At 70.7% G+C, this 26,293-nt stretch carries 27 protein-coding genes; 17 read left to right on the top strand and 10 right to left on the bottom strand.

Annotated elements, in window-relative coordinates; all coding sequences use genetic code 11:
- Window positions 1-26: 26 nt before the first annotated feature.
- The 12 genes from AC07U4_RS08320 (at window position 27) to AC07U4_RS08265 (ending at window position 8,980) form a co-directional block, all read left to right on the top strand.
- Entirely contained in the window at window positions 27-1,283 is a 1,257-nt protein-coding gene (locus AC07U4_RS08320) for a glutamate-5-semialdehyde dehydrogenase (protein ID WP_495195834.1), read from the top strand.
- 39 nt (window positions 1,284-1,322) lie between these two features.
- Window positions 1,323-1,583, top strand: coding sequence for a CopG family ribbon-helix-helix protein (locus tag AC07U4_RS08315; protein WP_137898157.1), 261 nt, complete (start codon window positions 1,323-1,325; stop codon window positions 1,581-1,583).
- Complete coding sequence (locus AC07U4_RS08310) at window positions 1,574-1,858, top strand: type II toxin-antitoxin system RelE/ParE family toxin (protein WP_137898156.1); 285 nt, start codon at window positions 1,574-1,576, stop codon at window positions 1,856-1,858. The genes AC07U4_RS08315 and AC07U4_RS08310 overlap by 10 nt, the downstream gene beginning before the upstream one ends.
- Complete coding sequence (locus AC07U4_RS08305) at window positions 1,840-2,475, top strand: nicotinate-nucleotide adenylyltransferase (RefSeq protein WP_495195094.1); 636 nt, start codon at window positions 1,840-1,842, stop codon at window positions 2,473-2,475. The genes AC07U4_RS08310 and AC07U4_RS08305 overlap by 19 nt, the downstream gene beginning before the upstream one ends.
- Window positions 2,465-2,890 carry a ribosome silencing factor gene (gene rsfS / locus AC07U4_RS08300; RefSeq protein WP_495189846.1) on the top strand — a complete coding sequence of 142 codons (426 nt, stop codon included), beginning with the start codon at window positions 2,465-2,467 and terminating at the stop codon, window positions 2,888-2,890. Before AC07U4_RS08305 ends, rsfS begins: the two co-directional genes overlap by 11 nt.
- A gap of 1 nt (window position 2,891) precedes the next feature.
- The gene (locus AC07U4_RS08295) at window positions 2,892-3,314 is read left to right on the top strand and encodes a 23S rRNA (pseudouridine(1915)-N(3))-methyltransferase RlmH (protein ID WP_495179812.1); all 423 of its coding nucleotides are present in this window, start codon (window positions 2,892-2,894) and stop codon (window positions 3,312-3,314) included.
- Entirely contained in the window at window positions 3,314-4,528 is a 1,215-nt protein-coding gene (locus AC07U4_RS08290; protein WP_495195093.1) for a murein hydrolase activator EnvC family protein, read from the top strand. Before AC07U4_RS08295 ends, AC07U4_RS08290 begins: the two co-directional genes overlap by 1 nt.
- 99 nt (window positions 4,529-4,627) lie before the next feature.
- The gene (locus tag AC07U4_RS08285) at window positions 4,628-5,992 is read left to right on the top strand and encodes a S41 family peptidase (RefSeq protein ID WP_495195092.1); all 1,365 of its coding nucleotides are present in this window, start codon (window positions 4,628-4,630) and stop codon (window positions 5,990-5,992) included.
- 7 nt (window positions 5,993-5,999) lie between these two features.
- Window positions 6,000-6,482, top strand: coding sequence for a disulfide bond formation protein B (locus tag AC07U4_RS08280; protein WP_137898153.1), 483 nt, complete (start codon window positions 6,000-6,002; stop codon window positions 6,480-6,482).
- Entirely contained in the window at window positions 6,479-7,039 is a 561-nt protein-coding gene (locus AC07U4_RS08275; RefSeq protein ID WP_038664890.1) for a demethoxyubiquinone hydroxylase family protein, read from the top strand. Before AC07U4_RS08280 ends, AC07U4_RS08275 begins: the two co-directional genes overlap by 4 nt.
- A gap of 11 nt (window positions 7,040-7,050) precedes the next feature.
- A complete protein-coding gene (locus AC07U4_RS08270) occupies window positions 7,051-7,533 on the top strand; it encodes a hypothetical protein (RefSeq protein WP_038664893.1) in 483 nt (160 codons plus the stop codon).
- 43 nt (window positions 7,534-7,576) lie between these two features.
- Entirely contained in the window at window positions 7,577-8,980 is a 1,404-nt protein-coding gene (locus tag AC07U4_RS08265; RefSeq protein ID WP_495195091.1) for a hypothetical protein, read from the top strand.
- Here the strand turns inward: AC07U4_RS08265 and AC07U4_RS08260 are convergent.
- Complete coding sequence (locus AC07U4_RS08260) at window positions 8,971-9,603, bottom strand: DedA family protein (protein WP_137899890.1); 633 nt, start codon at window positions 9,601-9,603, stop codon at window positions 8,971-8,973. The genes AC07U4_RS08265 and AC07U4_RS08260 overlap by 10 nt on opposite strands.
- A gap of 75 nt (window positions 9,604-9,678) precedes the next feature.
- On the opposite strand from AC07U4_RS08260, the gene AC07U4_RS08255 reads away from it, so the two are divergent.
- Window positions 9,679-10,473, top strand: a complete 795-nt coding sequence (locus tag AC07U4_RS08255) for an aldo/keto reductase (RefSeq protein ID WP_495195090.1) — start codon at window positions 9,679-9,681, stop codon at window positions 10,471-10,473.
- 255 nt (window positions 10,474-10,728) lie between these two features.
- Here AC07U4_RS08255 and AC07U4_RS08250 read toward each other — a convergent pair whose 3' ends face one another.
- The 3 genes from AC07U4_RS08250 to AC07U4_RS08240 all read right to left on the bottom strand — a co-directional run bounded on the left by AC07U4_RS08250 (window position 10,729) and on the right by AC07U4_RS08240 (window position 13,930).
- Window positions 10,729-12,126, bottom strand: coding sequence for a UdgX family uracil-DNA binding protein (locus tag AC07U4_RS08250; RefSeq protein ID WP_495195089.1), 1,398 nt, complete (start codon window positions 12,124-12,126; stop codon window positions 10,729-10,731).
- Between the two features lie 6 nt (window positions 12,127-12,132).
- Window positions 12,133-12,618: a hemerythrin domain-containing protein gene (locus AC07U4_RS08245; RefSeq protein ID WP_495195088.1), complete on the bottom strand. Its 486-nt coding sequence runs from the start codon at window positions 12,616-12,618 to the stop codon at window positions 12,133-12,135.
- 64 nt (window positions 12,619-12,682) lie between these two features.
- The gene (locus tag AC07U4_RS08240) at window positions 12,683-13,930 is read right to left on the bottom strand and encodes a putative DNA modification/repair radical SAM protein (protein ID WP_038664909.1); all 1,248 of its coding nucleotides are present in this window, start codon (window positions 13,928-13,930) and stop codon (window positions 12,683-12,685) included.
- Between the two features lie 130 nt (window positions 13,931-14,060).
- Here AC07U4_RS08240 and AC07U4_RS08235 point away from each other — a divergent pair, with 130 nt between their 5' ends.
- Window positions 14,061-14,222, top strand: coding sequence for a hypothetical protein (locus AC07U4_RS08235; RefSeq protein WP_495195087.1), 162 nt, complete (start codon window positions 14,061-14,063; stop codon window positions 14,220-14,222).
- A 110-nt stretch (window positions 14,223-14,332) separates the two neighbouring features.
- On the opposite strand, the gene AC07U4_RS08230 is transcribed toward AC07U4_RS08235, so the two are convergent.
- From AC07U4_RS08230 to AC07U4_RS08215, 4 genes are all read right to left on the bottom strand, one after another.
- Window positions 14,333-17,719, bottom strand: coding sequence for a chromosome segregation SMC family protein (locus AC07U4_RS08230; RefSeq protein ID WP_495195086.1), 3,387 nt, complete (start codon window positions 17,717-17,719; stop codon window positions 14,333-14,335).
- 327 nt (window positions 17,720-18,046) lie between these two features.
- Window positions 18,047-18,775 carry a thioredoxin domain-containing protein gene (locus AC07U4_RS08225; protein WP_495195085.1) on the bottom strand — a complete coding sequence of 243 codons (729 nt, stop codon included), beginning with the start codon at window positions 18,773-18,775 and terminating at the stop codon, window positions 18,047-18,049.
- Between the two features lie 27 nt (window positions 18,776-18,802).
- The gene (locus AC07U4_RS08220) at window positions 18,803-19,468 is read right to left on the bottom strand and encodes a DsbA family protein (protein ID WP_495195084.1); all 666 of its coding nucleotides are present in this window, start codon (window positions 19,466-19,468) and stop codon (window positions 18,803-18,805) included.
- Window positions 19,469-19,476: 8 nt separating this feature from the next.
- Complete coding sequence (locus tag AC07U4_RS08215; RefSeq protein ID WP_038664925.1) at window positions 19,477-20,001, bottom strand: DUF721 domain-containing protein; 525 nt, start codon at window positions 19,999-20,001, stop codon at window positions 19,477-19,479.
- A gap of 14 nt (window positions 20,002-20,015) precedes the next feature.
- On the opposite strand from AC07U4_RS08215, the gene AC07U4_RS08210 reads away from it, so the two are divergent.
- From AC07U4_RS08210 to nudC, 3 genes are read left to right on the top strand one after another with little or no spacing between them, the layout of a single operon-like run.
- Window positions 20,016-21,068, top strand: coding sequence for an A/G-specific adenine glycosylase (locus AC07U4_RS08210; RefSeq protein ID WP_495195083.1), 1,053 nt, complete (start codon window positions 20,016-20,018; stop codon window positions 21,066-21,068).
- Complete coding sequence (locus AC07U4_RS08205) at window positions 21,065-22,390, top strand: serine hydrolase domain-containing protein (protein WP_495195082.1); 1,326 nt, start codon at window positions 21,065-21,067, stop codon at window positions 22,388-22,390. The genes AC07U4_RS08210 and AC07U4_RS08205 overlap by 4 nt, the downstream gene beginning before the upstream one ends.
- The gene (gene nudC, locus AC07U4_RS08200; protein WP_038664931.1) at window positions 22,387-23,259 is read left to right on the top strand and encodes an NAD(+) diphosphatase; all 873 of its coding nucleotides are present in this window, start codon (window positions 22,387-22,389) and stop codon (window positions 23,257-23,259) included. Before AC07U4_RS08205 ends, nudC begins: the two co-directional genes overlap by 4 nt.
- A gap of 148 nt (window positions 23,260-23,407) precedes the next feature.
- Here nudC and AC07U4_RS08195 read toward each other — a convergent pair whose 3' ends face one another.
- Window positions 23,408-24,718 carry a glycoside hydrolase family 130 protein gene (locus AC07U4_RS08195; protein ID WP_495195081.1) on the bottom strand — a complete coding sequence of 437 codons (1,311 nt, stop codon included), beginning with the start codon at window positions 24,716-24,718 and terminating at the stop codon, window positions 23,408-23,410.
- Window positions 24,719-24,816: 98 nt separating this feature from the next.
- Window positions 24,817-26,277, bottom strand: a complete 1,461-nt coding sequence (locus tag AC07U4_RS08190) for a mannitol dehydrogenase family protein (protein ID WP_495195080.1) — start codon at window positions 26,275-26,277, stop codon at window positions 24,817-24,819.
- Window positions 26,278-26,293: the final 16 nt, after the last annotated feature.

The following is a 26,293-nucleotide window of genomic DNA, read 5'->3' as shown; positions in this document are numbered from 1 at the left end:
GAGGGGAGATCGTGGTAACGAACCTTATGGCCGACGCAGAGAATCCGACCGAATTGATCGCCGAGATGGGACGGCGCGCCCGCATTGCCGCCGCCACGCTGGCGGGGATGCCGACCGCCGCCAAGGCCGCCGGGCTGCGCGCTGCCGCGGCGGCGCTGCGTTCTGCGGAGGCGCCGATCCTCGCCGCCAACGCGCGCGACATGGCGGCGGGCGAGGCGCGCGGCCTTTCGGCGGCGCTGCTCGACCGGCTCAAGCTCGACGCGGGGCGGATCGCCGGCATGGCCGCGGGGGTCGAGGCGGTGGCGGGGCTCGCCGATCCGGTCGGGCAGGTGATCGACCGCAGCGAGCGGCCCAACGGCCTGCAGCTCAGCCGCGTCCGCGTGCCGATCGGGGTGATCGGCATCATCTATGAATCGCGCCCCAACGTCACCGCCGACGCCGCGGCGCTGTGCGTGATGGCGGGCAATGCCGCGATCCTGCGCGGCGGATCGGAGGCGGTGCATAGCAACCGGGCGATCCATGCGGCGCTGACGGAGGGCTTCGCCGCGGCGGGGCTGCCGGCGGATGCGGCGCAACTGGTGCCGGTCACCGATCGTGCCGCGGTCGGTGCGATGCTGGCGGCGGAGGGCGCGATCGACCTCGTCGTACCGCGCGGCGGCAAGAGTCTGGTCGCGCGCGTCCAGGCGGAGGCGCGCGTGCCGGTGCTCGCGCATCTCGACGGCATCAACCACGTCTATGTCGACGGCTCCGCCGATCCCGCGATGGCGCGGGAGATCGTCGTCAACGCCAAGATGCGCCGCACCGGCATCTGCGGTTCGATGGAGACGCTGCTGATCGATCGCGCCTTCCCGTCGGCGGCGATGCTGGTCGAGGCGCTCGCCGGGGCAGGCTGCACGGTGCGCGGCGATACCGATATCGTCGCGGCAACCGGCGTCGCTGCAGCCTCCGCCGAGGATTGGGACACCGAATATCTCGACGCGATCGCCTCGGTAGCGCTGGTCGACGGCGTCGCGGACGCGATGGCGCATATCGCGCGGCACGGCTCGCACCACACCGACGCGATCGTCGCGGCGGACGAGGGCGTCGCGGAGCGCTTCCTCGCCGGCGTCGACAGCGCGATCGTGCTGTGGAACGCCTCGACCCAATTCGCCGACGGCGGCGAGTTCGGCCTCGGCGCCGAGATCGGCATCGCCACCGGCCGCCTCCACGCCCGCGGGCCGGTCGCGCTGGAGGGGCTGACGACCTACAAATGGATCGGGCGGGGAACGGGGCAGGTGCGCTGACGAGTTGAGAAGTGGTCGCGCCGCGCCTATACTTGCGGCATGGCCAGCCTTCTGCCGATCACAACCGAAGTCGATGCCGATACGATGGCACTGGTCGATAGCGTCGCGCTGCGCCGTGGTATGAGCAGCCGGGAATTCGCGGCCCAGGCGATCCGTCGTGCAGCGGAGACCGACGCCGATTTTGACTCCTTCATTCAGGCCGGCATCGACTCGCTAGATCGCGGCGAAGGTGTGCCGCACGAACAGGTCATGGCCGAACTTGATGCGATGATTGCCAAGCATCGGGAACGATGCGGATAATTTGGTCGCCGCTCGCGCGCGACGACTTGGCGGCGATCAACGGCTGGCTCACGCGCGAGGCGTCGCCGGCGATTGCGTTGCGGATGCTCATCGCGATCCGCGACCGGGCGCGTTTCCTCGAGAATTTTCCCCGGGGCGGGCGGCCACACCGTCATGGCCATAGAATCCTGCGTATTTTCGACACGCCTTATCTGCTGCGTTACCGTATCCGCGACGAAGCGGTCGAAGTGATCCGCGTTCATCATGAGCGGGAAGATTGGCAAATCGAATTTTGACCCCCACCGGCATTCTCGGCGGGTCGTTCAACCCCGCGCATCGCGGGCATCGCGCGATCACGCTCGCCGCGATCCGCGCGCTCGATCTCGACGAGGCCTGGTGGCTGGTGTCGCCGGGCAATCCGCTGAAGGACGGGGTCGGCGACATGGCGCCGCTCGCGATGCGGCTCGCCTCGGCGAAGCGGCAGGCGCGGCGTGCGCCGATCCGCGCGACCGATATCGAGGCGCGGCTGCACACCCGCTACACGCTCGACACGTTGCGCAAATTGCAGCGCCGCTACCCGCGTCGGCAGTTCATCTGGCTGATGGGCGCGGACAATCTGGCCCAATTCCATCGCTGGCGCGGCTGGCGCGAGATCGCGCGTACGATGCCGATTGCGGTGATCGCGCGTCCGGGGTATGAGCGGGCTGCCCGGGCGAGCGTCGCCATGGGTTGGCTGCGACGCTTCCAACGGCCCGCAAGCCACGCGAAGCATTGGACGATGTGGAGATTGCCGGCACTCGTGCTGTTGCGCTTCCGCCCCGACCCTACCTCCGCTACCGCGGCCCGTGCGGCCGATCCCGACTGGCACCGGCGCCACCCGGCCCAGCAACCCAGGAGTCCCCTTGGCGACTAACCCCCAAGCCGTGCGTCCGGCCGACCCGGCCGAAGTCGACGCGCTGCACCGGCTGATCATGGCGTCTCTCGAAGACGATCAGGCCGAGGACGTGATCACCATCCCGCTCGCCGGCAAGTCGACGATCGCCGATCATATGGTGATCGCCAGCGGCCGTTCGACGCGTCAGGTCGCCTCGATGGCGAACAAGCTCGCCGAGAAGATCAAGGCCGAATTCAAGCGCAGCGTACGGATCGAAGGCCTGCAGACCGCCGACTGGGTGCTGATCGACGCGAACGACGTCGTCGTCCACCTGTTCCGGCCCGAGGTGCGCACCTTCTACAATCTGGAACGGATGTGGCAGTTCGGCGATACCGTGTCGTCGTCGCTGAAGCCGCTCCCCGTTCCCCCCGCCGCTTCGACGCCCGAGGCCTGACATCCTTCTGCATGTCGTGGCGCGCGGACGGATCGGACGTTCGCCCGAGGCCGAGCTGGTCGCGCGCTACCTCAAGCGGATCATCTGGCCAACGCGCGTCACCGAGCTGCCCGACACCGGCGGCAAGCTGCCCGCGCTCGAGGCGCAGACGGTCCGCGTGCTGCTCGACGAAAAGGGCGAAGTGCTGGGGTCGCTCGACTTCGCGCGCCGGCTGGAGCGCTGGCGCGACACCGGCACGCGCGAGGTGCGCTTCCTGATCGGCGCGGCGGACGGCTTCGGCGATGCCGAGCGCGCCGAGGCGGACCTGTTGCTGTCGTTCGGGCGTGCGACCTGGCCGCATATGCTCGCGCGGGCGATGCTGGCGGAGCAATTGTTCCGCGCGACGTCGATCCTCGCGGGGCATCCGTACCACCGGGAGGGGTGATGGCCGCGTTGCTGTCATCCCGCCGCGACGGGAGGGCGTCGAAAGCGCCCGAAGGGGGCAGGCGGATCGCTTTGTGGTGCCTCGCGCTGCTCGCGCTCGCGCTTCCCGCGCAGGGCCAGACCCTCACCGATCAACGCCAGCGCCTCGCCGCTGCCCGGCGCGACGCCACGCTCGCCGCACGCCGCGCCGACGATCTCGCCCGCGATGCCGCCGCCGAACGCGACGCCGCCGACAAGGCACGCGCCGAGGAGGCGGCGCTGACCGCCCGCGTCGCCGCTGCCGAAGCGACCCTCGCCGCCGCTCGTGCCCGGCAGGCGATCGTCGCGCGGCTGCTCGCCGACCAGCAGGGCCGTCTCGCCGCGCAGCAGCAACCCGTCGCGCGCCTGCTCGCCGCGCTGACCGCACTTGCCCGCCGCCCCGCGCTGGTGGCGATCGCCCAGCCCGGCTCGGTCGACGATCTCGTCCACGTCCGCGCGGTGCTCGGTGGCGCGCTGCCGGTGGTCCGGGCGCGTACCGACGCGGTGCGTCAGGCGATCGCGCGCACCCGCGCCTTGCAGGCCGACGCCGCGCTCGCCGCCACGGCGCTGCGCGACGGGCGCGTGCGGCTCGAAGCCGATCGCACCGCGCTCGCCCGTCTCGAGGCGACGCACCGCCAGCGTAGCGAGACGCTCGGCCGCACCGCGATGAGCGAATCGGACCGCGCGCTGGCGCTCGGCGAGCGTGCCCGCGATCTCGTCGATTCGCTCGGCGCCGGCGATGTCGCGCGCGTCCGCGCCGCCGATCTCGCCGCCCTGCCGGGGCCGCTGCCGCGCCCGCTCGCTGCGGGCAGCATCGCGCCGACACCCGCTCGCGGCGTCTATCGGCTGCCGGTACGCGGTCGCCTCGTCACCGGACTCGACGAGATTTCCGACGCCGGTGTCCGCGCGCGCGGCCTGACCTTCGCCGTCGCCGCCGATGCGCCGGTAATCGCGCCGGCGGGCGGCATCGTCCGTTATGCCCGCGCCTTCCGCGGCTATCGCGGCATCGTCATCATCGATCATGGCGATGGCTGGACCAGCCTCGTCACCGGCCTCGGCGCGACCCGCGTCCGGGCCGGCGAGCGCGTCGCCGCGGGCATGCCGCTCGGTCGCGCGGCCGCCGGCGAGGCGCCGCAGATCACCGTCGAGCTGCGCCGCCGCGGCCGGCCGATGGACATTGCCGCGCTGCTCGGCTGAGCCGGCCGCGAAGTCAGCCTGCATTCAGCCGCGCTGCGCTTTGCTCCGGCCCGAGAATGCGGCTAAACGAGCCCAGTCTCTCCGCCTTCAGGATGTTCGATGGCCCGTCCGCTACTTACCGCGACTGCACTCCTCGGCTCGCTGTCCCTCATCCCGCTCGCGACGCAGGCGATGGCCGCGGTCGACACCGATACCTATCGCGAATTCGACCAGTTCCTCGACGTCTTCAACCGGATCAAGTCGGACTATGTCGACAAGGTCGACGACCAGAAGCTCATCAAGGGCGCGATCCAGGGCATGCTCGCCAGCCTCGATCCGCATTCGAGCTACGTCGACGCGCTCGACTACGACAATCTTCGCATCCAGACCGAGGGCAATTACGGCGGCCTCGGCCTGACCGTCCAGATGGAGGACGGCGCGGTCAAGGTCGTCGCGCCGCAGGAGGATGCGCCCGCGCAGCGCGCCGGCGTCAAGTCGGGCGATTACATCACCCATATCGACGGCAAGCTGATCTACGGCGAGACGCTCGACGAGGCGGTGGCGCTGATGCGCGGCAAGCCGGGCACCAAGATCAGCCTGACGCTGGTGCGGCCCGGCCAGACCAAGCCGGTCGAGGTGACGATGAACCGCGAGGTGATCGTCCAGAAGCCGGTGAAATGGGAAGTCCGCGGCGACGTCGGTTACGTCAACATCAATACCTTCTCGGAAAGCACCGGCGCCGACACCCGCGCCGCGATCATGGCGATCGACAAGAGCCTCGGCCACCGCCCGCTCGGCTATGTCGTTGATCTGCGCGACAATGGCGGCGGCCTGCTGACGCAGGCGATCGCGGTCAGCGACGCCTTCCTCGATCACGGCGAGATCGTCTCGCAGCGCGGCCGCGAGAAGAGCGACATCGAACGCTATTTCGCCAAGCCCGGCGACGACGCGCACGGCCTGCCGGTCGTCGTGCTGACCAACCCCGGCACTGCCTCCGCCTCGGAGATCGTCGCCGGCGCGTTGCAGGACCATCACCGCGCGCTGGTGATGGGCGAGCGCAGCTTCGGCAAGGGCTCGGTGCAGACGCTGCTGCCGCTCGGTCCGCAGACCGCGCTGCGCCTCACCACCGCGCGCTATTACACGCCGTCGGGACGCAGCGTGCAGGAGGGCGGGATCGAGCCCGACATCAAGGTGCCGCAGATCAGCGACCCCGATTTCAAGTCGCGCCCGGTGTTCCGCGAGGCCGATTTGCGCCGCCACCTGATCAACGAGGTCAAGGCGGACAACAAGATCCTCGAGGAGGACACCAAGGACGATCCGCGCTTCGCGATGACCGCCGACCAGCTCAAGAAGCAGGGCATCGACGATTTCCAGCTCTATTATGCGCTGAAGACCGTGGCGCGGCTCGGCGGCCCGGCGCAGGTCGCCGCGGCGACCAAGCCCCGACCGATTCCGGCGACAACGCCGACCCCGCCGGCGAAGTGAGGTCGGAATGACCCGCAACGAGCGCCTCGCCCGCTGGATCGCGCTGCTGCTGCCCGCGGCGCTGCTCGCCGGCGCGTGGGGCTCGCAGCTCGTCGGGCATCTCTACCCGTGCGAGATGTGCCATTGGCAGCGCTGGCCGCATTATGCCGCGCTGCCCTTCGCTTTGCTCGCCTTCGTCGTGCCGCAGCGGAGCATCGCCAAGGCGTTCGTCATCGTCGCCGCGCTGCTCATCGCGGTGTCGGGCGCGATCGGCGTCGCGCATGCCGGGGTCGAATATCATTGGTGGAACGGCTTCACCGCCTGCACCCAGACGGTCGACTTGCGCGGTCTCGGACCCGACGCGCGGCTGGCGGCGCTGATGAGGGCGCCGGTGATCCGCTGCGACGTCGCGCAATGGAGCCTCGGCGGGATTTCGCTCGCCGGCTTCAATGCGATCCTTTCGCTTGGCGGCGCCGGTCTTATCTTGTGGCTGATGAGGAAAGCGCGATGACGGCAGAGACCCCGCAGCCCGCCCGCCGGTGGAAGCCCGGCGACCGGCGCGAACCGACCGAGGCGATGATCCGCGTCGATCAGGCCGGCGAATTCGGCGCGATCCGCATCTATGCGGGTCAGCTCGCGGTGTTTGGCGATCGTCATCCGGCGAGCCGCGCGATCCACCATATGGCGAGCCAGGAGGAACGCCACCGCGCCTTCTTCGACGATCTGATCGTCAAGCGCGGCGTCCGCCCAACGCTGCTCCAGCCGATCTGGGACAAAGCGGGGTTCGCGCTCGGTGCGATCACCGCGGCGATCAGCCCCAATGCGGCGATGGCCTGCACCGCGGCGGTCGAAACCGTGATCGACACCCATTATCAGGAGCAGCTCGACGAACTCGGCGCGAGCGAGCCCGAGCTGACCGAGGCGATCCGCGACTTCCAGGCGGAAGAGCTGGAGCATCGCGACCATGCGCTCGCCGCCGGCGCCGAGAATGCCATCGCCTATCCGGTGCTGAGCGGGCTGATCCGGCTCGGTACGCAGGCGGTGATCGCCGCGGCGAAGCGGATTTGAGAGGAAGACCCATGCGTAGGATCATCGCCACCGCCCTGTTGCTGACCGCCGCCGCGGCGCCGGCCCAGCAGGCGACGCCCGGCGCGGCGCAGGTGACGTCGACCCCCGCCGGCCCCGCCGCCGCCAAGCCGGTGGTGATCGCCACGCCGGGCGAGGTCGCCAAACGCGCACCGGTGAACGGCGTGCTCGTCCTCTACGGCAACGAACGCTGCCCGACCAACAACGACGGGCAGGAGATCGTGATCTGCGAACGGCGCAGCGCGCGCGAGCAATATCGCGTCCCCAAGGAGCTGCGCGAATTCCAGGTGACGCCGCAGAACGAAAGCTGGGCGGCGCGCGCGCAGGGCACGCTCGACGCGGGCGTCGGCGTCAACGGCACGGGTAGCTGCTCGACGGTCGGCGCGAGCGGCCAGACCGGCTGCTTCCTCCAGAACGCCCGCGCCGCGCGCAAGGAGAATCAGGCACGCAAAGCCGAAGAGGCGCGCGTTCCCTGATGACCCGCCGGTCGCAGCGGTAACGACGGCATCACGCCGCCCCATGCGTGATCTCCGCATCGTGCTGTTCGCGCTCGTCTGGTTCAGCTGCGCCTGGTTCGGCTCGTGGGAGCTCAACCCCAATAATGCGACGCGGATGTTCGCCGCGATCAGCCTGGTCGAGGATGGCGATGCGACGATCGACGAATTCGCTCCTCTGACGATCGACAAGGCGAGCTTCGACGGTCACGCCTATCTCGACAAGGCACCGGGCATGACGCTGATGGCGCTCCCCGCGGTGTGGATCGCCGACGCGGCGACCGGGATGCGCGCGACACGATTCGGCAACGCCCCCGCCGGCCCCGAATTCGAACGCTACCTCCGGCTGCGCACCCGCATCGCCGCCGCGATCGGCCCGGCGCTGCTCACTGCGCTCGCTGCCGTGCTGCTCTTCGATCTCGCCGCCGGGCTGACCGGCAGCGTCGCGGCCGGGCTGTTCGCCGCGCTGGGCTATGCATTGGGCACGCCGGTCTGGGGCTGGTCGACGACATTGCTGGGCCATGCCGTGGTCGCCGATTGCTATGCCATCGCATTCTGGGCGATCTGGCGCGGCAGCCGGCCCGGTGCGCAGGGTGCCGGCGCGGCGGCGCTCGCCGGCGCGGCGCTCGGCTGGGCGGTGGTGGTGGAGCATCAGGCGGTGCTTGCCGCGGTGCCGATCGCCGGCTGGGCGCTCTGGCGGCTGCGCGACCGGCCCGACCGGTTGCGCCTCGCCGGCGTCGCGATCGCCGCGGGCGTGGTCGCGCTGCTGCCGCTCGCGCTCTACAATTTCGTCGCCTTCGGCACGCCGTTCCGCGTCGGCTATTCCGGCGTCGTCGGCTGGGAGGGGATGCATCAGGGGCTGTTCGGGCTCGGCTGGCCGCGCTTGTATGCGATGCGCGCGGTGCTGCTCAGCTTCCAGCTCGGGCTGATCTGGGTCGCGCCGGTGCTGCTGCTGGCGCCGCTCGGCCTGTGGTACTGGCTGCGCCGTCCGCCGCTGCGGCCGGTGGCACTCGCCGCCACGCTGAGCGCGCTGATCGTGCTGCTGGTCAATGCCGCCTACGTCTATTGGGACGGCGGCAATACCACCGGGCCGCGCTTCCTGATCCCGGCGGTGGCGCCGCTCGCGCTCGGGCTGGCGGCGGAATGGATGCGCGCCGGCGGCCGCGGCGAACGGATCGCGATGAGCCTGTTGCTGGCGCTGTCGATCGCGATCAACGCCATGATCGCCGCCGCCGAGATCTTCGCGCCGCCGCTCGTCACCTTCCCGATCTGGCAATGGGTGCGCCCCGCCTTCATGCGCGGTGGTCTGCGCACCGTGCCGAACGAATGGTTCGGCTGGACGCCATGGGCGGGCTTTGGCGTGTGGGCGGTGCTGGCGCTGCCGATGCTGGGCTGGCTGGTCTGGCGGGTGCGTCGCGCTCAGCCGTGACGCTTGAGCCCGCGCACCCGGTGCCAGATGTAGAAGGCGACCAACGCGACCAGCACGATGCCGATCAGCAGGTCGGCCTGGTGGAAGGCCGCCTTGACGCGCGGGTCGCTGTTCCATTTGTCGCCGAGCTTCATGCCGACCCAGGCGAGGCCGAAGCACCACGGCCATGAGCCGAGGAAGGTATAGACGTGGAACGGCACCAGCCGCATCCGCGCGACGCCGGCGGGAAAGGCGATGAAGCTGCGGATCACCGGCAGCAGCCGCCCGATCAGCACCGCGAGACTGCCCCAGCGCGCGAAGAACCGGTCGGCGGCGTCGAGCTCGCCCGGGCCGATCAGGACGTAGCGGCCCCAGCGCTCGGCCATCGGCCGGCCGCCGCGCTTGCCGACCTCATAGCCGACGATCGAGCCGATGTTGCAGCCGATCGCGCCCGCCGTCGCGGCGAGGATCAGGTCGAACCGCCCGGTCGAGACGAGATAGCCGGCGAACGGCATGATGATCTCGGAGGGGAGCGGGATGCACGCGCTCTCGATCGCCATCAGGATCGCGATGCCGACATAGCCGCCGCTGGAGATCACCCAGATAGTGAAGGTGGCGAGAACGCCCAGGATCTTTTCGAACATGGGACCGGGACTTGGCGGATCGGGGCGGCCAAGGGAAGGGGGAACCGGGCGGCGACCCCATGCGCTCGTGCCATTATGGATGACCTCACCTTCAACAACGGCCGCACGATGCCGCGGCTCGGCCTCGGCACCTGGAAGCTCCCCGACCCGCAGGCGCCACTGGTGGTGCGCCGCGCGCTCGACCTCGGCTATCGGCTGATCGACACCGCTGCGATCTACGGCAACGAGCGCGGCGTCGGCGAGGGCGTCCACGGCAGTGCGGCGTTCCTCACCACCAAATTGTGGAACGACCGGCAAGGCGATCCCGAGGCGGCGCTCGACGAGAGCCTCGCGCTGCTCGGGGTCGACGCGGTCGATCTGTATCTGATCCACTGGCCGGCGCCGGGGCAGGGGGAATATGTCGACGCGTGGAAGGCGCTGGTCGGCTTGCGCGATGCGGGCAAGACGCGGTCGATCGGCGTGTCCAACTTCCTCCCCGAGCATCTCGACGCGATCATCGATGCGACCGGGGTGACGCCGGTGCTCAACCAGATCGAGCTGCATCCCTATCACCAGCGCCGCGAGGAGCGCGCCTATCACGATGCGCACGGCATCGTGACGCAAGCGTGGAGCCCGCTCGGGCAGGGCGGCGAGCTGCTGCGCGATAATGCGATCGTCCGCGTGGCGGAGAAGCACGGCCGCTCCCCGGCGCAGGTGGTGATCGCCTGGCATCTCGCCCACGGCCTGTCGGTGATCCCCAAAGCGGCAGACGCCGAGCATATGACCGACAATTTCGCCGCGCTCGACCTGACGCTGGACGCGGACGATATCGCGGCGATCGACGCCCTCGAAACCGGCGAACGCATGGGCCAGGACGCGCGCGAGATGTGACCAAAGTCCTCCCCCGCCAGGGGGAGCGGGACCGTTCGGCGCGAGCCGAATGGTGGAGGGGGAGGAAAGGGCGGGAGCGCTGTTACAAAGCTCAAGCCCTTTCCTCCCCCTCCGTCACCGCTTCGCGGCGCCACCTCCCCCTGGCGGGGGAGGAATAATCACAATTCCTCCCCGGCACGGGGAGGTGGCACGGCACAGCCGTGACGGAGGGGGGCTTCCACACGCACCGCGCTTGCGGCGATCCCCCCACCCGGCTTACCCCGCCGCCGCCTTCGCCTTCTTCAGATCCTCGACGAACCGCGCGAATTCGTCCTCCTTCTGCGCCGGGTCGGGCAGGCGGAGGAGATAGCTCGGATGCACGGTGATCCACGCCTCGCCACCCTCCGGCAGCCGCAGCGCCTGCCCGCGCTCGCGACCGATCGTCACCGCCCGCCCGAACAGCGAGCGGCCCGCCGTCGCGCCGAGTGCCACCGTCACCTGCGGGCGGACCAGCATCTGCTCCTGCTCGATCCACCAGCGGCACGCCTGGATCTCTCCGGTATCGGGCTTGGCGTGGATGCGGCGCTTGCCGCGCTGTTCGAACTTGAAATGCTTGACCGCATTGGTGACGTAGACGCGCGACCGGTCGATCTCCGCCGCGGCGATCGCGCGGTTGAACACCTGCCCCGCCGGACCGACGAATGGCGTGCCGGCGAGATCCTCCTGATCGCCGGGCTGTTCGCCGACGAACATCATCCGCGCATCGACCGGCCCCTCGCCGAACACCGTCTGCGTCGCATGTTTGTAGAGATGGCAGCGGGTGCACGTCGCCGCCTCGTCGCGCAGCGCCGCCCAGGCCGCCTGCACATTGTCGCCGATCGTCGGCGCCTCGCGTGACTGGGTGATCATCCCGCTCTCCCGTGCCTGCGCGCCGGCGATCAATTGCCCGACGAGCGCCGTCTCCGGCATGTTCTTCCAATATTTGCGCGGCATCTCCTTGAGCATCGCGCCGACCTTGACGCGTGCCGGGTTGAAGATGCTGGCATAATAGGTCTTCCACACCTCTTCGGTGGGATCGCCGTCGGGGGCGTCGCCTTTGCTCGCGCCCGGCCCTTCCGAAAGCGCCTTGCCGTCCCAGTGCAGCGACACCTCGGGCGTCAGGATCGACCAGCGCATGCTGGCGAAGCGGTTGACGAAGAAGGCGGCGTTGGCGCGGACGATATGATGTTCGGGCTCGAACCAGGCGACGTAGCGGCTGGCGCCATCGTCGTCGGCGACCTCACGAAAGCGCAGGAAGGCGCGCATCTTGTGGATGTCGCGACGGACATTCTTGGCGATCACCTCCAGCTTGCGGATGAGTGGATCGGCGTGATCCTCCATCAGCTTGGGTTCGCGGCGCAGCCGGTGCAGCACGGTATAGAGCAAGGCGAACCGCTCGGGCTCGGCCGCCATCACCACGCTGCGCGCGAGGTCGATGAACGCGCGCGGCACCGACAGCGTCCCGACCGGCGGCGGCGGAGCCGATTCCTCGGCGGCGGCGGCGAACAGGTCGGCGGGGGTATCGCCGACCTGCCACACCACGTCGTCCGGCGGCACGTCCCCCGCCGCGAGCGCCCGCGCGGTATCGCGCCAGGCGTCGAAATCGTCGGGCGCGGGGAGGGTCGCCAACCGCATGCCGGATCAGTCCCGCTCGTCGCCGCCGGGCGGATTGTCCCTGGCGATCTCCAGCTCCTCGGGCTTGCGCTCCTCGTAGATCGTCGCGAGCTCCGCCTCGGTGCTGTCGTCGAGTTCCTCGGCGGCGGCGGGGAACATCTCTTCCTCTTCCTCGGTGATGTGATGCTCGTAGCGGCGGCGCATGTGGAAGAATTTCTCGCTCCACGCATCCGAACCGAACTCTTCGTCGGCCATCTCGCCGAGCAGGTCGTCGACTTCCTTGTGCTCGCTCACCGAATGACGCGCATCGTCGCGCAGCTCCGGATCGCGCAGCATCGTCGCGTAGAGCGATTCCTCCTCGGCGGCGGCATGGCTCTGGATTTCGAGGCGGAACGCCTCGAACAGCTGCTGCCGCTCGTCGCTCGCGCCCTGCAGGTCGGCGAGCTGCTTCAGCATACCGCGTTGCTTGTCGTGATCGCGTTTCAGGTCCGCGTAGATCTGCGCCAGCGCCATGATCGTATCTCCTTCGCGGCAACCAACCGGCGAGGACGCGGGGCGTTTCACCTGTGAGTCATTCTCATGCGGCGAACAATTCGAGCTGCTGGCGCCTGGGCGCGACGAGCGGCTTGAGATCGGCGCGATCGGTGAGCAGTACCGGCCGCCAGTCCTCGGCGACGATGAACGGCCGCACTTTCGTGACGCTCACCGTCAGCCGCGCGACATCGTCGAGCCGCAGCCGCCGCCAGCGCCGGCTGGCGACGATCCGGTCGACCGCCTTCACGCCCAGCCCCGGCACACGCAGCAGCATCTCGCGCGGCGCGCGGTTGACGTCGACCGGGAAGCTCTCGCGAAATTTCAGCGCCCAGGCGAGCTTGGGGTCGATGTCGAGCGGCAGCATGCCGGTCGCATCGTCCGCCGCGGCGACCACCTCGTGCGGGCTGTAATCGTAGAAGCGCATCAGCCAGTCGGATTGATACAGGCGATGCTCGCGCATCAGCGGCGGGCGCTGCAGCGGCAGCACCGTGCTCGCATCGGGGATCGGGCTGAACGCGCTGTAATAGACGCGACGCAGCCCGAACCGGTCGTAAAGCGTCGAGGCGCGGGTGACGATCTCGCCGTCAGTCGCGGCATCGGCGCCGACGATCATCTGCGTCGACTGGCCGGCGGGGGCAAAGCGCGGTGCGGATTTGTACTTCTTGCGGGCATCGCCATTGTCGGCGATCGACGTCTTGACGTCCTTCATCGCACCCTCGATCCGCGCGCCGTCCTTTTCGGGGGCAAGCCGCTTCAGCCCGCTGACCGTGGGCAGCTCGACGTTGATCGAGACGCGATCGGCGTACAGCCCCGCCTGATGCACCAGTTCGGGATCGGCGTCGGGGATCGTCTTGAGGTGGATATAGCCGCGGAAGTGATGGTCCTCGCGCAACGACCGCGCGACCTCCACCATCTGCTCCATCGTATAGTTCGATGACTTGATGATGCCCGAGGAGAGGAACAGCCCCTCGATGTAATTGCGCTTGTAGAACGAAATGGTGAGGTTGACGACCTCCTGCGCGGTGAAGCGCGCGCGGCGGACGTTGCTGCTCTTGCGGTTGATGCAATAATGGCAGTCGAAGATGCAGCTGTTCGTCAGCAGGATCTTGAGCAGGCTGATACAGCGGCCGTCGGGCGCATAGGCGTGGCAGATGCCCATGCCCTCAGTCGATCCCAGCCCCTTGCCGTCGCGGCTGTCGCGCTTGGCGGTGCCGGACGAGGCGCAGGACGCATCATATTTCGCCGCATCGGCGAGGATCGCCAGCTTTTCACGGGTGTCGAGCTGGGCCATCCGTTCGATATACGTTCCGCGACCCTTTGGAACAAGGGGCGGTGGAAACACGATTTTCATCGCCGGCAACACGGCCGCAATCCGCGTCGTGCAGACAGGATCGGGCAGGGGGATGGAAGAGGAACGCGCCATGACCCGCAACGACACGCCCTATCTGTCCGACCGATCGTTCGTCGAAGCGGTCCGTGCGATCCAGGCGAATCATCCCGCCGCCGCCGCGGTCCATCAGGAAATGTGCCTGCTGTATACGGGCCGGGTGCTCGCCGACCTGCTGCGCGGGCGGCGGGGGTGATGGGGCCGCGCAAACCCCAATTACTGCCGTTTGCCCTGAGCCTGTCGAAGGGCAGGTGAGTCTCAGGCCCTTCGACAGGCTCAGGGCGAACGGGAAGGAGCGAGTGCCGGCTATTCAGCCGCCAGCAGTGACGTCGCGCCGCCGAGGTCGACCGACACCAGCCGGCTGACGCCGCGCTCGACCATCGTCACGCCGAACAGGCGGTGCATCCGGCTCATCGTCACCGCATTGTGCGTGACGATCAGATAGCGGGTGTCGGTCTCGCGCGACATGCGGTCGAGCAGGTCGCAGAATCGCTCGATATTGGCGTCGTCGAGCGGCGCGTCGACCTCGTCGAGCACGCAGATCGGCGCAGGGTTCGTCAGGAACAAAGCGAAGATCAGCGCCACCGCGGTCAGCGCCTGTTCGCCCCCCGACAACAGCGTCAAGGATTGCAGCCGCTTTCCCGGCGGCTGCGCGAGGATCTCGAGCCCCGCCTCAAGCGGATCGTCCGAATCGACCAGTTCGAGATGCGCCGCGCCGCCGTCGAACAAGGTGCTGAACAGCCGCCGGAAATGTCCGTCGACCGCCGCGAAGGCGGCGAGCAGCCGCTGCCGCCCCTCGCGGTTGAGCGTGCCGATCGAGCCGCGCAGCCGGTTCACCGCCTGCCCCAGTTCGTCGCGCTCGGCGGCATTGGTCCGGCTCGCGCCTTCCAGCTCGGCGAGTTCGCGCTCGGCGACGAGGTTGACCGGCCCGATCCGCTCGCGATCCGCGGTGAGCCGGTCGTGCGTCGCGGCTTCCTCGGCGGGGCCGCGTACCTCGGCAACCGCGAAGCCGAGCCGTTCGGGCAACACCGGCGCCGGACATTCGAACCGTTCGCCTGCCAGCCGGCCGAGCTCGACCCGCCGCTGCGCGTGATTCTCCAGCCGCGCGGTGGTGCCGGCGCGCGCCTCGCGCGCCTGGCTGAGCGTCTCGATCGCGCGACGTTGCGCCTCTTCGGCACGGCGTAGCACCGTCTCGGCGTCGCGCTCCGCGGCGGCCGCGGTTTCGGCGGCGGCGCGCGCGGCGCCGTGATCCGCCTCCTGCGCATCGATCGCCGCGGCGAGCGCGGCGGGCCGGTCCGCCACCTCCGCCGCGGTGGCGGCGAGCGCGGCGTCGCGCTTGTCCATCTCGGCGATGCGCTTGGCCGCTTCGCCGGCGCGCGCGCGCCAGCTCCGCCCGTCCGCCTGCGCCGCAGCGAGCCGCTCGCGATTCGCCTGTACCGCGCGGTCGAGCGTCGCGCGGCGTTCGCGCGCCTGTGCCACCGCGCCGCGCCGCTCATCGGCGGTACGGGCGAGCGCCGCGACCGCCGCGTCACTCTCCCGCCCATCCGGCAGCGCATCGCGCGTCGCCTGCGCGCGCGTGCGGTCGGCGACCGCCTCGGCCAGTTCGTCGGCGATCCGTGCGGCGCGGGCGTCGAGATCGGCACGCTGGCCGGCGAGCCGTTCGAGCGCACTCGCGGCGCGATCCTCGGCGCGCTCGGCGTCGCGGCCGGCGGTCTCCGCCTGCGTCAGCTCCGTCCGCGTCGCCTGTGCCGTCGCCCGCGCCGCGGCGATCGCGCGATCGACCGCCGCCCGCGCCGCCTCCGCCGTCTCCAGCGCGGCGACGGCGGCCGGCCGCGCCGCGGCCAGCGCCTTCAACCGGTTGAGCCGTTCGAGCCGTTCCGCCGCCGCCGCGCCGCTGCCGCTCGCGACGAACCCGTCCCAGCGCCGTAGCTGCCCGTCGCGCGTCACCAGCCGTTGCCCGACCGCGAGCGCCTGACCGGTATCCGCGCCGACGAAGGTCTGCGCGAGCCGCCGCGCGAGCGCTGCCGGTGCCTCGACCCGCATCGCCAGCGCTTCGGAACCGGCAGGCGCCGCCGGGTCCTCCGGCCGCACCGCCGCGCCCGTCCACGCGTCGAGCCCGACGTCGAGATCGTCGCCAAGCGCCGCCGCCAGCGCGCGCTCGAAGCCCGCTGCCGGGACGACATGGTCGAGCAGCCGGTCGCGCCCGTTGCGCTGCGTCGCCTTGGTCAGCGCCGCCGCCTCGCTGTCGAGCGCGGCGAGATCGGCGCGCGCCGCCGCCCGCGCCGTCTCGGCACCGTCCCGCCCGGCGATCGCTGCGCGTTCCGCCGCCTCGGCCTCGGCAAGCCCCGTTCGCGCACGGTCGGCGGCCTGTGCGGCATCCCGCCGTTTGCCGGCGGCCTCCTCACGCGCGGCGGCGAGGGGGGCGGCATCGCCGAGCGCGGCGATCGCCTGCGCGACCTGCGCCGCGTCGCGCTGCGCCCGATCCGCGCGCGACCGTGCCGCCGCGAGCGCGGCATCGGCCACGCGTGCCTCCGCCGCCTCGCTCGCCTGCCGCGCCATGCCCTGCGCCAGCGCGACCTCGGCATCGCGCGCGTCGCGCTCCGCATCGGCCAGCGTCGCGGCCAGCATCGGCGCCTCTTCGGCAGCGGCGGCGATCGCGCGGTCGAGCGCCTTGCCTTCCTCCGCGAGCCGCGCCAGCGCCGCCGCGGCATCGGCGGCGAGCGTTCCCTCGCGCGCGCGATCCTCGGCGATCCGCGCGCGCGCCTCGGCCAGCTCGGCGACCCGCCGCGCCGCCGCCTCCCGCTCGGTGCGCAAGGCGGCGAGCGCATGGCCCGCCTCGCTCGCCCGGTCGCGTGCGGCGAGCGCGGCGGCACGCGCGCCGACGACCGCGGCGGCGGCATCGTGCTGCGCGGCGGCGGCGGTCCGTTCGGCGGCGGCGGCGGCGGTGACCGCCTCCTCGGCCGCTGCCGCCTCCGCCTTGGCCGCTTCCGCGGCAGCGACCGCCTCGCGCCAGCGCGCGAAGATCGTCCGCGCCTCGGCGATGCGGATCTGTTCGGACAAATTGCGATAGCGTTCCGCCGCGCGCGCCTGCCGGCGCAACGCCGCGGCGCGTGCGTCCTGATCGGCGATCAGTTCGTCGAGCCGCACCAGATTGGCCTCGGTGGCGCGCAATTTCTGCTCGGCGTCGCGGCGGCGGACGTGCAGCCCGGCGATCCCCGCCGCTTCCTCCAGCATCGCGCGGCGCTCGGCGGGCTTGGCGGCGATCACCGCGCCGATCCGGTTCTGGCTGACCAGCGCCGGGCTGTGTGCGCCGGTCGCGGCATCGGCGAACAACAGGCCGACGTCCTTGGCACGGACGTCGCGGCCGTCGATGCGATAGGCGCTGCCTGCACCGCGCTCGATGCGGCGGACGACCTCGCGTTCCTCGCCGTCGGCACCGTCGAGCAGGATCGCGACCTCGGCGAAATCGCGCGGCGGCCGCGTCGCGGTGCCGGCGAAGATCACGTCCTCCATCCCCGCGCCGCGCAGCGATTTCGCGCTGTTCTCGCCCATCGTCCAGCGCAGCGCCTCGAGCAAATTGGATTTGCCGCAGCCGTTCGGCCCGACGACTCCGGTCAGCCCGCGCTCGATGGCGAGGTCGGCCGGATCGACGAAGCTCTTGAACCCGGCGATGCGGAGCCGCTTGATCTGCACGCTGTCCGGGTGCCGTTTATGGCGCGCCGTTGCAAGAGGGGGGCGCGAAGGCGCGAAGGGAAGAAGATGGGTTCGCGCAGAGGCGCAGAGACGCAGAGGGGGCGCTCGGTGGTCGGCCTTTGCGACCGCCACGCCCGTTCGCCCTGAGCTTGTCGAAGGGCTTGGGTCTCACCTGCCCTTCGACAGGCTCAGGGCGAACGGCGGGGGGGGAGCTGCGAGGGGAGAGGGGCGCTACGCGCCGGGCATGACCCCTCTGCGTCTCTGCGCCTCTGCGCGCAAAATCCTTCTTCCCGCGTGAACCCACCACTCCGCGCCGCCGCGCGAGATTTAAGCCCCCGCCGCCTTCAGCAACGGCTCGAGCTGGCCCCAGCTCAGCGCGTCGATCTTCTTGCCGTTGAGGATCAGCGTCGGCGTGCCGGTGACGGTGCCGTCGGCGCTCTTGTCCTGCGTCTGCTTGGTCCAGCGGTCGATCTGCGTCATGTCGGCGAGGCAGGCGCGCGCCTTGGCCTCGGGGATGCCGCGCTGCTTGGCGAAGTCGACCAGCCCCATCTGCTCGGCCATGATGCGGATTGCGTCGACCGGCTTGGCGGTCTGCAATTGCTGCTGCGTCGGCTGCGGCATCGCCTGCAGCTTGGTGTTGAAGCCCTCCTGCGCCTGATACATCTGCTCGAGGATCGCGAAGAAGGTCGAAGGATCGGTGCAATTGCCGAGCAGCGCCGGCGGCAGATCGGGCGCGCCGTGGACCAGGAACTCGCGATATTCGAAGCTGACCTTGCCGGTCTTCACATATTTGTCGAGCAGCGGCGCGAAGCCTTCGCGCGCGAGCGCACCGCAGGTCGGGCACAGGCGCGAGCCATATTCGACCAGCTTGATCGGCGCATTGGGGTTGCCGACGATCGTCCCCTCGGCGGTGCGCGCCGCGGTCTCGGTCCAGCTCTGCCCGGCGGGCGCGGCGACCGAGGCGGCGGGGCTGGCGGGTGCGGTCGGCGTTCCCGCCTCCTTCGAGCAGCCGGCCAGCGCCAGCGGGAGGACGAGAAGCGACGCAAGCATTTTCATCGGGTTACGCTCCATATATCTGGCCACTTATTTGGCGCCCTTGGCGCGCAGGATGGGTTCGAGCTTGTCCCAGCCGGCGGGCGGCTGGACTTCGCCGTTGAGGTAGAAGGTCGGCGTGCTGCGCACCTCGACCGGCGCGTCGCCGGTCATTGCGGTGATCCGCGCCACCTCGGCCTTGTCGGCGAAACAGACGTTGATCCTCGCCGGCGTCAGGCCGCGCGCGCGCATCGCCGCGGTCAGCCCGGCGGCCTCCATATAGGCGCGCGCCTGGTCGAGCAGCGGCTTGGCGTCGATGTCGGGATGCGCCTGCTGATACGTGCCCAATTTGGGCAGCCACGTCGCCTGCGTCGCGAAGATCATCGCATGCGCCGCGCCGAAGCCGTGCGGCCCCGCGCACCGCGCGAGGATCGCCGCGCCGAGATCGGCCGGATCGCGGATCAGATGGCGATATTCGAGGCTGACCTTGCCCGAGCGGATCATCTGCCCCTTGAGCACCGGTGCGCTCTCATTGGCGAAATCGGCGCAATGCGAACAGGTGTAGCTGCCATATTCGACCAGCTTGATCGGCGCGGCGGGGTTGCCGAAGACATAGGCGCCCTTGGCGGTCGGCCGGGCGACCTGGTTCCAGTCGGTCGCCGGCGCGGCGGCGAGCAGCAAGGCGACGGCGGGAACGAAGCGCAGGCGGTGGGGCATGACAGGGCTCATCCTATCTTGGGAATGCCGCGGGTGGCGTGGACCCCGGCGGCGAGCGATTCGAGCACCGCGCGCAATTCGGGATCGGCGATCGCCTTCAGCCCGTCGCCGATCTCTGCGGGGGCGGGCTTGAGCGCCGTCGGCGCGCTGCGCGGCATCGGCTTGGCGACCTCGCCCTGGCGGATCGTCAGCCGCGCCACCGCGGCATAGCCGAAGAAGCGGTTGACCCGCTCGACGATCTCGGGCGCGATATGCTGCATCATCGGCGCATGCGCACCGCGCACGACGATCGTCAGCACGCCCTCGGCCTTCTTGCCCGGCGGGAAGCGCAGCGATTCGGGTGCGGAGGCGGCGGCCCAGCGGGTGCCGACGATCTCCGGCCAGCGCGTCACCAGCGCGCTCTGCACGAAGCCGAACCGCTTGAAGGCGGCGCCATGGATCGCGGGCAGCAATTCGCTGACCGCGCGGGCGCGGTTCTGGCGGGGGGGCTCGACATCGGGGGCGCGGACGCGCTTGCTCATCGGCGGTCCCATGCCATAGCCAAGTCGTGGACGCTACTCGCTCTTATCCCGACCCCGCGGCGATTTCCCCGGCGCTGCTCGCCTGGTACGATCGCCATCGTCGCGCGCTGCCATGGCGCGCGCTGCCCGGCGTAACGCCCGATCCCTATCGCGTCTGGCTGTCGGAGGTGATGCTGCAGCAGACGACGGTCGCCGCGGTGTGCCCGCGATTCGCGGCGTGGGTGGCGCGCTGGCCCGATTTCGCCAGCCTCGCCGCCGCGGAGGATGCCGAGGTCATGGCCGCCTGGGCGGGGCTCGGTTATTATGCCCGCGCGCGCAATCTGGTCGCCGCGGCGAAGGCGGTGGTCGCCGATCACGGCGGCGTCTTCCCGCAGGACGAGGCGGTGTTGCGCACGCTGCCGGGACTCGGCGCCTATACCGCCGCGGCGGTGGCGGCGATCGCCTTCGGCAAGCGCGCGGTGGTGGTCGATGCCAATGTCGAGCGCGTCGTCGCGCGGCTGTTCGCGATCCGCACGCCTTTGCCCGGCGCGCGCGTCGCGATCCGCGCCGCCGCCGACCGGATCACCCCCGACGACCGGGCCGGCGACTTCGCCCAGGCGATGATGGACCTTGGCTCGGGCATCTGCACGCCGAAGGCACCATCCTGCCTGCTCTGCCCGCTCGAACCGGAATGTCTCGGCGTGCGGGAGGGCGCGCCCGAGGCGCTGCCGGTCAAGGCGAAGAAGAAGGCCAAGCCGCAACGCCATGGCACGATCTTCTGGGTCGAACGCGACGGCAGCGTGCTGCTCGTCACCAGGCCGGACAAGGGATTGCTCGGCGGGATGCGCGCGCTGCCGACCGGGCCGTGGGTCGGGGCGCCGCCGGGGCTCGCCGATGCGCCGCTCGCCGCCGACTGGGAGATGCGCAACGCGACGGTGGCGCATGGCTTCACCCATTTCGACCTGCAACTGGCGCTTGCCGTCGCCCGGACGGACGCGCATCAGGCGGGCGAATGGTGGCCGATCGCGGAGCTCGACCGCGCCGGCCTGCCGACGGTGTTCGCCAAGGCCGCGGCGGCGGTGCTGAGGAGAGACGGATGACGCGCAACATGATCGCCGGACTGGCCCTCGTCGCCCTGGCCACCACCGCCGCGATCGGCGGGCAGGCGCTGCAACCGCCCGCCCCGACGACGCAGACCGCCGCGCTGCCGCAGACGCAGGCGCTGTTCGACGGCTATGTCCGCGACGGCAAGATGCCCGGCATCGTCGCGGCGTTCGGCGTCGGCGACCGGCCGACCTGGTTCGTCTCGGCCGGTCGCCTGTCGACCGAGGCGGAGGCCGCGCCGGCGACGCCGGACAGCCTGTGGCGCGTCTATTCGATGACCAAGCCGGTCACCGCGATGGCGGCGATGATCCTGATCGAGGAGGGCAAGATCGGCCTCGACGACCCCGTTGCCAAATATATCCCCGCCTTCGCGACGATGAGGGTCGCGACCAGCCCGGAGACGAGCCTCGCCAGCGTGCCCGCGGAACGGCCGATCACGATCCGCATGTTGCTCACGCACACTTCGGGCCTCACCTACAACATCATCGCCAAGGGCGCGCTGCTCAAGGAATACGAGCGGCTCGGCATCCTCCCCGCCGAGGTCAGCGCCAGCGTCGAGCCGGCGATGCGCCGCACCCGCGCGCCGACGCTCGCCGCATTCGCCGACCGGGTCGCGCAGGCGCCGCTGATCGCGCAGCCGGGAACGGCGTGGAATTATTCGGTCGGCCTCGACGTCATGGGCCGGGTGATCGAGGTCGCCGGCGGCATGCCGTTCGACCGCTTCGTCGACACGCGCATCTTCGCGCCGCTGCGGATGACGTCGAGCTCCTGGACCGTGCCGCGGTCGCAGGCGCGCCGGCTCGCGACCAATTACGCCTTCACCGGCGATGCGCTGGTGCCGCTCGATCCCGCCGCGACCTCGGTCTATCTCCAGCCGCCGAGCTTCCCCTATGGCGGCGCCGGGCTGGTGATGTCGGCGCGCGACTATGATCGTTTCCTCCACATGCTCGCCGACGAAGGCACGCTCGACGGCGTGCGGATCATGAAGCCCGAGACGGTGCGGCTCGCCATGTCCAACCTGCTCCCCGCCGGCGTGACCTTCGGCGGGGTCGGCGGCGCCACCGGTGGCGCCACCGCGCGGGCGACGCCGATGGGCTATGGCGCGGGCGGCTCGGTCTATCTCGCCGACGGGCCGGGCGGCATGCCGTCGAAGGGCACCTATGGCTGGGGCGGTGCCGCCGGCACGGTCGCCTTCGTCGATCCCGTGAAGAAGGTACGTGGTACGATCATGGTCAATTACTTTCCCGCCGACCGCTGGCCGCTGCGCCAGGAAACGGTCGCCGCCTTCGTCGCCGACATGGCGCGGTTCCGCCGATGACCCCCGGCTTCACCGGCGGCACGCTCGACCGCGCCGATGCGCTGCGCCACGATCCCGTTGCGCTCGCCGCCAAGCTCGACGGCAACGCCCGCGTGCTCGCGCTCGACGGGCTGATGCCGGAGGTCACCGCCGACGGCCTGCTCGCCTGGACCTCGCTCGCCGCGGTGCCCGAGGGGGCGGAGACGATCCTGCTCGGCCTCGACGGCGCCGGCCGCGCGCATGTCGTCGTCGTCCCGCCCGCGGGGACCGAGGGCACCGCGCCGGCGATGCGCTCGCCGGCGTTGATGGCGGTGCTCGCCGCGTTGCAGCCCGGCGAGGCGGCGACCTATGCCGCGGCGCGCAGCCTGCTCGACTGGCACGCCCGCCACCGCTTCTGCGCGCGCTGCGGATCGACCACGCATCCGTTCCGCGCCGGCTGGGGGCGGCAATGCGACGCCTGCGGCACCGAACATTTCCCGCGCGTCGACCCGGTCGTCATCATGATCGCCGAACATGACGGCCGCGCCCTGCTCGGCCGCGGCAAGGGCTGGCCGGAGGGCCGCTATTCGGCGCTCGCCGGTTTCCTCGAACCCGCCGAATCGATCGAGGAGGCGGTCGCCCGCGAGATCCACGAGGAAGCCGGCGTGCGCGTCGGCAACGTCCGCTACGTCGCCAGCCAGCCTTGGCCCTTCCCCTCGTCGCTGATGATCGCCTGTATCGGCGAGGCGGAGGACGATGCGATCACGCTCGACACCAACGAGCTGGAGGATGCGATGTGGGTCCCGCGCGACATGGTCCGCGCGGTGCTGGCCGGCGAGCCCGGCCCGTTCCTGCCGCCGCCGCCGTACGCGATCGCGCACACGCTGCTGACGGTGTGGGCCAACTCTTAAGCCCTCCCCCGCCAGGGGGAGGTGGCAGCGCGAAGCGCTGACGGAGGGGGAGGAAAGGGTGGGAGCCAGGTGATCGAGCGTCTCCCCGTCCTCCCCCTCCGTCACGCCTTCGGCGCGCCACCTCCCCCTGGCGGGGGAGGATTTGGACTCACCGCATCGCCGCGACCAGCTCGTCGAGCGAGGCGATCGCGAAGCTCGTCATGTCGTCGGCGAGCGCATAGGGCAGCAGCAGCGTCCGCCCGCGCACCAGCGCGCCGCACGAATAGACGACGTTGGGCACATAGCCGTCCCACGTCTCGCCGTCCGGCGCGATCAGCGGTTCGGGCAGCCGCCCCAGCATTTTGGTCGGATCGTCGCGGTCGAGCAGCGCGGCGCCGATGCAATAGCTGCGCACCATGCCCACGCCATGGGTCAGCACCAGCCAGCCCTCTTCGATCTCGATCGGCGAGCCGCAATTGCCGATCTGGATGAACTCCCACGGATATTCCGGCGTCATGATCCGCACCGGATCGGGCCAGGCGAGCGGCGTGTCGCTCTTGGCGAACCACAGATTCTCGTTGTCGTGGCGGAACAGCGCGGCGAACTGGCCGTCGATCTTGCGCGGGAACAGCGCCATGCCCTTGCCGCTCGCCACCGCGCCGTCGACGGGGTGCATGTGGAACAGGCGGAAATCGTCGGTCTGCAACACCTCCTGCCGCGCGCCCTGGCCGCCGACCGCGGTATAGGTGCCGATATAGGTCTCGCGCCCGTCCTCGTCGCAGAAATGGGCGAGGCGCAGATCCTCGATGCCGCGGTTCTGGCTCTCGACGACCGGGAACAGCACCGTCTCCGACGGCTCGCGCGCATCGCGGCAATTGAGCTGGACGAGCGCCTTGGCGCCGATCTCGCGGACCAGTTCGATCGACGGCTCCTCGATCACCGGCGGCACGCCCTGCCGGCTGGGCGTGTCGATAACGAGGTCGTCGTCCGCCGGACCCCAGGTGCCGGTGCGGAAGGTGACCGACGACAGATGCCCCTCGCCGATGCCGCGCAGCGACAGCACGAAGCGGATCGCGCCCTCGGCGCAGCCGCTCTGGTCGGGATGCGGCACGATGCTCGGGTTGAACAGCGCCGCCGCCTCGAACGAATATTCGGCGCTGAAATAGGCGCCGACCAGCATCCTGCGCGATTCCGACAGTCCGGCATCGAGCTTCAGCGGCTCGGCGACCTCGTCGAAGCGGCGCAGTAACAGTCCGGGGATTTCGCGATGCCGCGATCCCAGCCCCTCGACGACGACCGCGACCAGCTCCTCGATCTCCGCATCGGACATCGCCAGCATCCGATCGACGATCCGATCGCCGCGCGGCGCCCCCTCGACGCGGAACGGATCGGGGTCCTCGGGCAGGAACGGGCGGATGACGGTGCGCTTGGGATCGGGGAGCAGCGTCGGTTCGAGATGACGCACGAAGGAAGCGGCCAAGGGGGACCCTCCGGATGGAGTTGCGCCGGCGGCTGCCGGCTTCGCGCATCAGACGCGCGAAGCCAAAGCCCGGGTCCATTCATACTAACGGCTTTGCGTTAGGAATCATTGCCGGTCAGCAGCGCGTCCCAGCGCCGCGCACGCGCTGCGGTCGCCGCCGCCGCGATCGCGGCGAGCAGCGGCGGATCGCCGGCGACCTGCGGCGGCAGGCCGAGCCCCGCCTCGGCGAGGCGGCGCACCACCGTCGCCGGATCGGCATCGTGCGCCGCGGCGGCAAGCTGCGCGCCGGCGGGATCGGCGATGGCGACCCCTGCTTGCGCGCGCGCGATCAGGAACGCGACCCAGCCGCCCAGTGCCGCGACGACATGCGCCGGCATCCGTCCGTCCGCGCGATGCGCGGCGAGCGTGTCGCCGAGGCGATAGGGCAGCTTCTGCGATCCGTCGGTGGCGATCTGGTCGAGCCGGTGGACGATCGCCGGATTGCGGAACCGCGCCAGCACCGCGCGGCGATAGGCGTCGAGGTCGAGCCCCGCCACCACGGGCAGCATCGGCACGATGTCGCGCCGGATCATCGCATCGACGAAGCCCGCGAGCGCGGCATCGGCCATCGCCTCGGCGACGCTGGCATGACCGCGCAGCAGCCCGAGATAGGCGAGCGTCGAATGCGCGCCGTTGAGGATGCGCAACTTGGCTTTCTCGTAACCGGCGACATCGCCGGTCAGCGTCGCGCCCGCGCCGGCGAGGTCGGGGCCGAGCGGCACACCGACATCCTCGATTACCCATTGCGCGAACCGCTCGCGCTGGACGGCGGCGCGATCCTCCAGCCCGATCGTCGCCGCGACCGCCGCGTACAGCGCCTCGTCCGACGCGGGGGTGATCGAATCGACCATCGTCGACGGCACCCGCACCTCGCCCGCGATCCAATCGGCGAGGCCCGCATCGCCGACCCGCGCGAAGGCGACCAGCGCCGCGTGCAGCTTGGCGCCGTTGCTGGCGAGATTGTCGCACGGCATCGGCACGAACGGCCGCAGCCCCGCATCGCGCCGCGCGGCGAGCCCGGCGACGATCCAGCCGATCACGCTGCGCGGCACCGCGGCGCCGGCGAGATCGTGGACGATATCGGCATGGCCGAGGTCGAGCGTGCCGTCGCCGGCGAGGCAATAGCCCTTTTCGGTCACCGTCGTCGTCACCAGCGTCACCGCCGGATCGGCGAGCAGCGCATGCGTCTCCGCCGCAGCATCGGGGGCGAGGAAGCGGCGATGCGCACCGATCACCCGCATCGCCGGCTCGGCGTCGCGGATCGCCAGCGTGTACAGGCCGTCCTGCTGCTCCAGCGCCTCGACCGTGCCGCGGCTGCGCATCGACACCGCCGCGATTCCCCAGCGCGGATCGTGCTGCAGCACCGTGTCGATATAGGCCGCCTGATGCGCGCGGTGGAAGGCGCCGGGGCCGAAATGGACGATACCGACCCCGTAGCCGACCTCGCGCAGCGGCCGGCCGATCGGACCGGAAACGGCGGCGGGCAGCCGGTCGAGCGTGCTGCGGGTCAATCGGGTCACAAGCGTCGTCCCTCGG

Source organism: Sphingomonas sp. GW821-FHT02B09 (assembly GCF_059421875.1).
This window is presented reverse-complemented; position numbering and strand designations above follow the sequence as displayed.

Excerpts from the sequence above, each read along its gene's own strand:
- AC07U4_RS08235 (WP_495195087.1), top strand. The coding sequence starts at position 14,061 with ATGACCCGCAACGACACGCCCTATCTGTCCGACCGATCGTTCGTCGAA.
- AC07U4_RS08270 (WP_038664893.1), top strand. The coding sequence starts at position 7,051 with ATGCGTAGGATCATCGCCACCGCCCTGTTGCTGACCGCCGCCGCGGCG.
- nudC (WP_038664931.1), top strand. The coding sequence starts at position 22,387 with ATGACCCCCGGCTTCACCGGCGGCACGCTCGACCGCGCCGATGCGCTG.
- AC07U4_RS08205 (WP_495195082.1), top strand. The coding sequence starts at position 21,065 with ATGACGCGCAACATGATCGCCGGACTGGCCCTCGTCGCCCTGGCCACC.
- AC07U4_RS08215 (WP_038664925.1), bottom strand. The coding sequence starts at position 20,001 with ATGGGACCGCCGATGAGCAAGCGCGTCCGCGCCCCCGATGTCGAGCCC.
- AC07U4_RS08280 (WP_137898153.1), top strand. The coding sequence starts at position 6,000 with ATGACCCGCAACGAGCGCCTCGCCCGCTGGATCGCGCTGCTGCTGCCC.
- AC07U4_RS08290 (WP_495195093.1), top strand. The coding sequence starts at position 3,314 with ATGGCCGCGTTGCTGTCATCCCGCCGCGACGGGAGGGCGTCGAAAGCG.
- AC07U4_RS08240 (WP_038664909.1), bottom strand. The coding sequence starts at position 13,930 with ATGGCCCAGCTCGACACCCGTGAAAAGCTGGCGATCCTCGCCGATGCG.
- AC07U4_RS08220 (WP_495195084.1), bottom strand. The coding sequence starts at position 19,468 with ATGCCCCACCGCCTGCGCTTCGTTCCCGCCGTCGCCTTGCTGCTCGCC.
- AC07U4_RS08310 (WP_137898156.1), top strand. The coding sequence starts at position 1,574 with ATGCGGATAATTTGGTCGCCGCTCGCGCGCGACGACTTGGCGGCGATC.
- AC07U4_RS08265 (WP_495195091.1), top strand. The coding sequence starts at position 7,577 with ATGCGTGATCTCCGCATCGTGCTGTTCGCGCTCGTCTGGTTCAGCTGC.
- AC07U4_RS08255 (WP_495195090.1), top strand. The coding sequence starts at position 9,679 with ATGGATGACCTCACCTTCAACAACGGCCGCACGATGCCGCGGCTCGGC.
- AC07U4_RS08260 (WP_137899890.1), bottom strand. The coding sequence starts at position 9,603 with ATGTTCGAAAAGATCCTGGGCGTTCTCGCCACCTTCACTATCTGGGTG.
- AC07U4_RS08250 (WP_495195089.1), bottom strand. The coding sequence starts at position 12,126 with ATGCGGTTGGCGACCCTCCCCGCGCCCGACGATTTCGACGCCTGGCGC.
- AC07U4_RS08245 (WP_495195088.1), bottom strand. The coding sequence starts at position 12,618 with ATGGCGCTGGCGCAGATCTACGCGGACCTGAAACGCGATCACGACAAG.
- AC07U4_RS08275 (WP_038664890.1), top strand. The coding sequence starts at position 6,479 with ATGACGGCAGAGACCCCGCAGCCCGCCCGCCGGTGGAAGCCCGGCGAC.
- AC07U4_RS08320 (WP_495195834.1), top strand. The coding sequence starts at position 27 with ATGGCCGACGCAGAGAATCCGACCGAATTGATCGCCGAGATGGGACGG.
- AC07U4_RS08285 (WP_495195092.1), top strand. The coding sequence starts at position 4,628 with ATGGCCCGTCCGCTACTTACCGCGACTGCACTCCTCGGCTCGCTGTCC.
- AC07U4_RS08315 (WP_137898157.1), top strand. The coding sequence starts at position 1,323 with ATGGCCAGCCTTCTGCCGATCACAACCGAAGTCGATGCCGATACGATG.
- AC07U4_RS08225 (WP_495195085.1), bottom strand. The coding sequence starts at position 18,775 with ATGAAAATGCTTGCGTCGCTTCTCGTCCTCCCGCTGGCGCTGGCCGGC.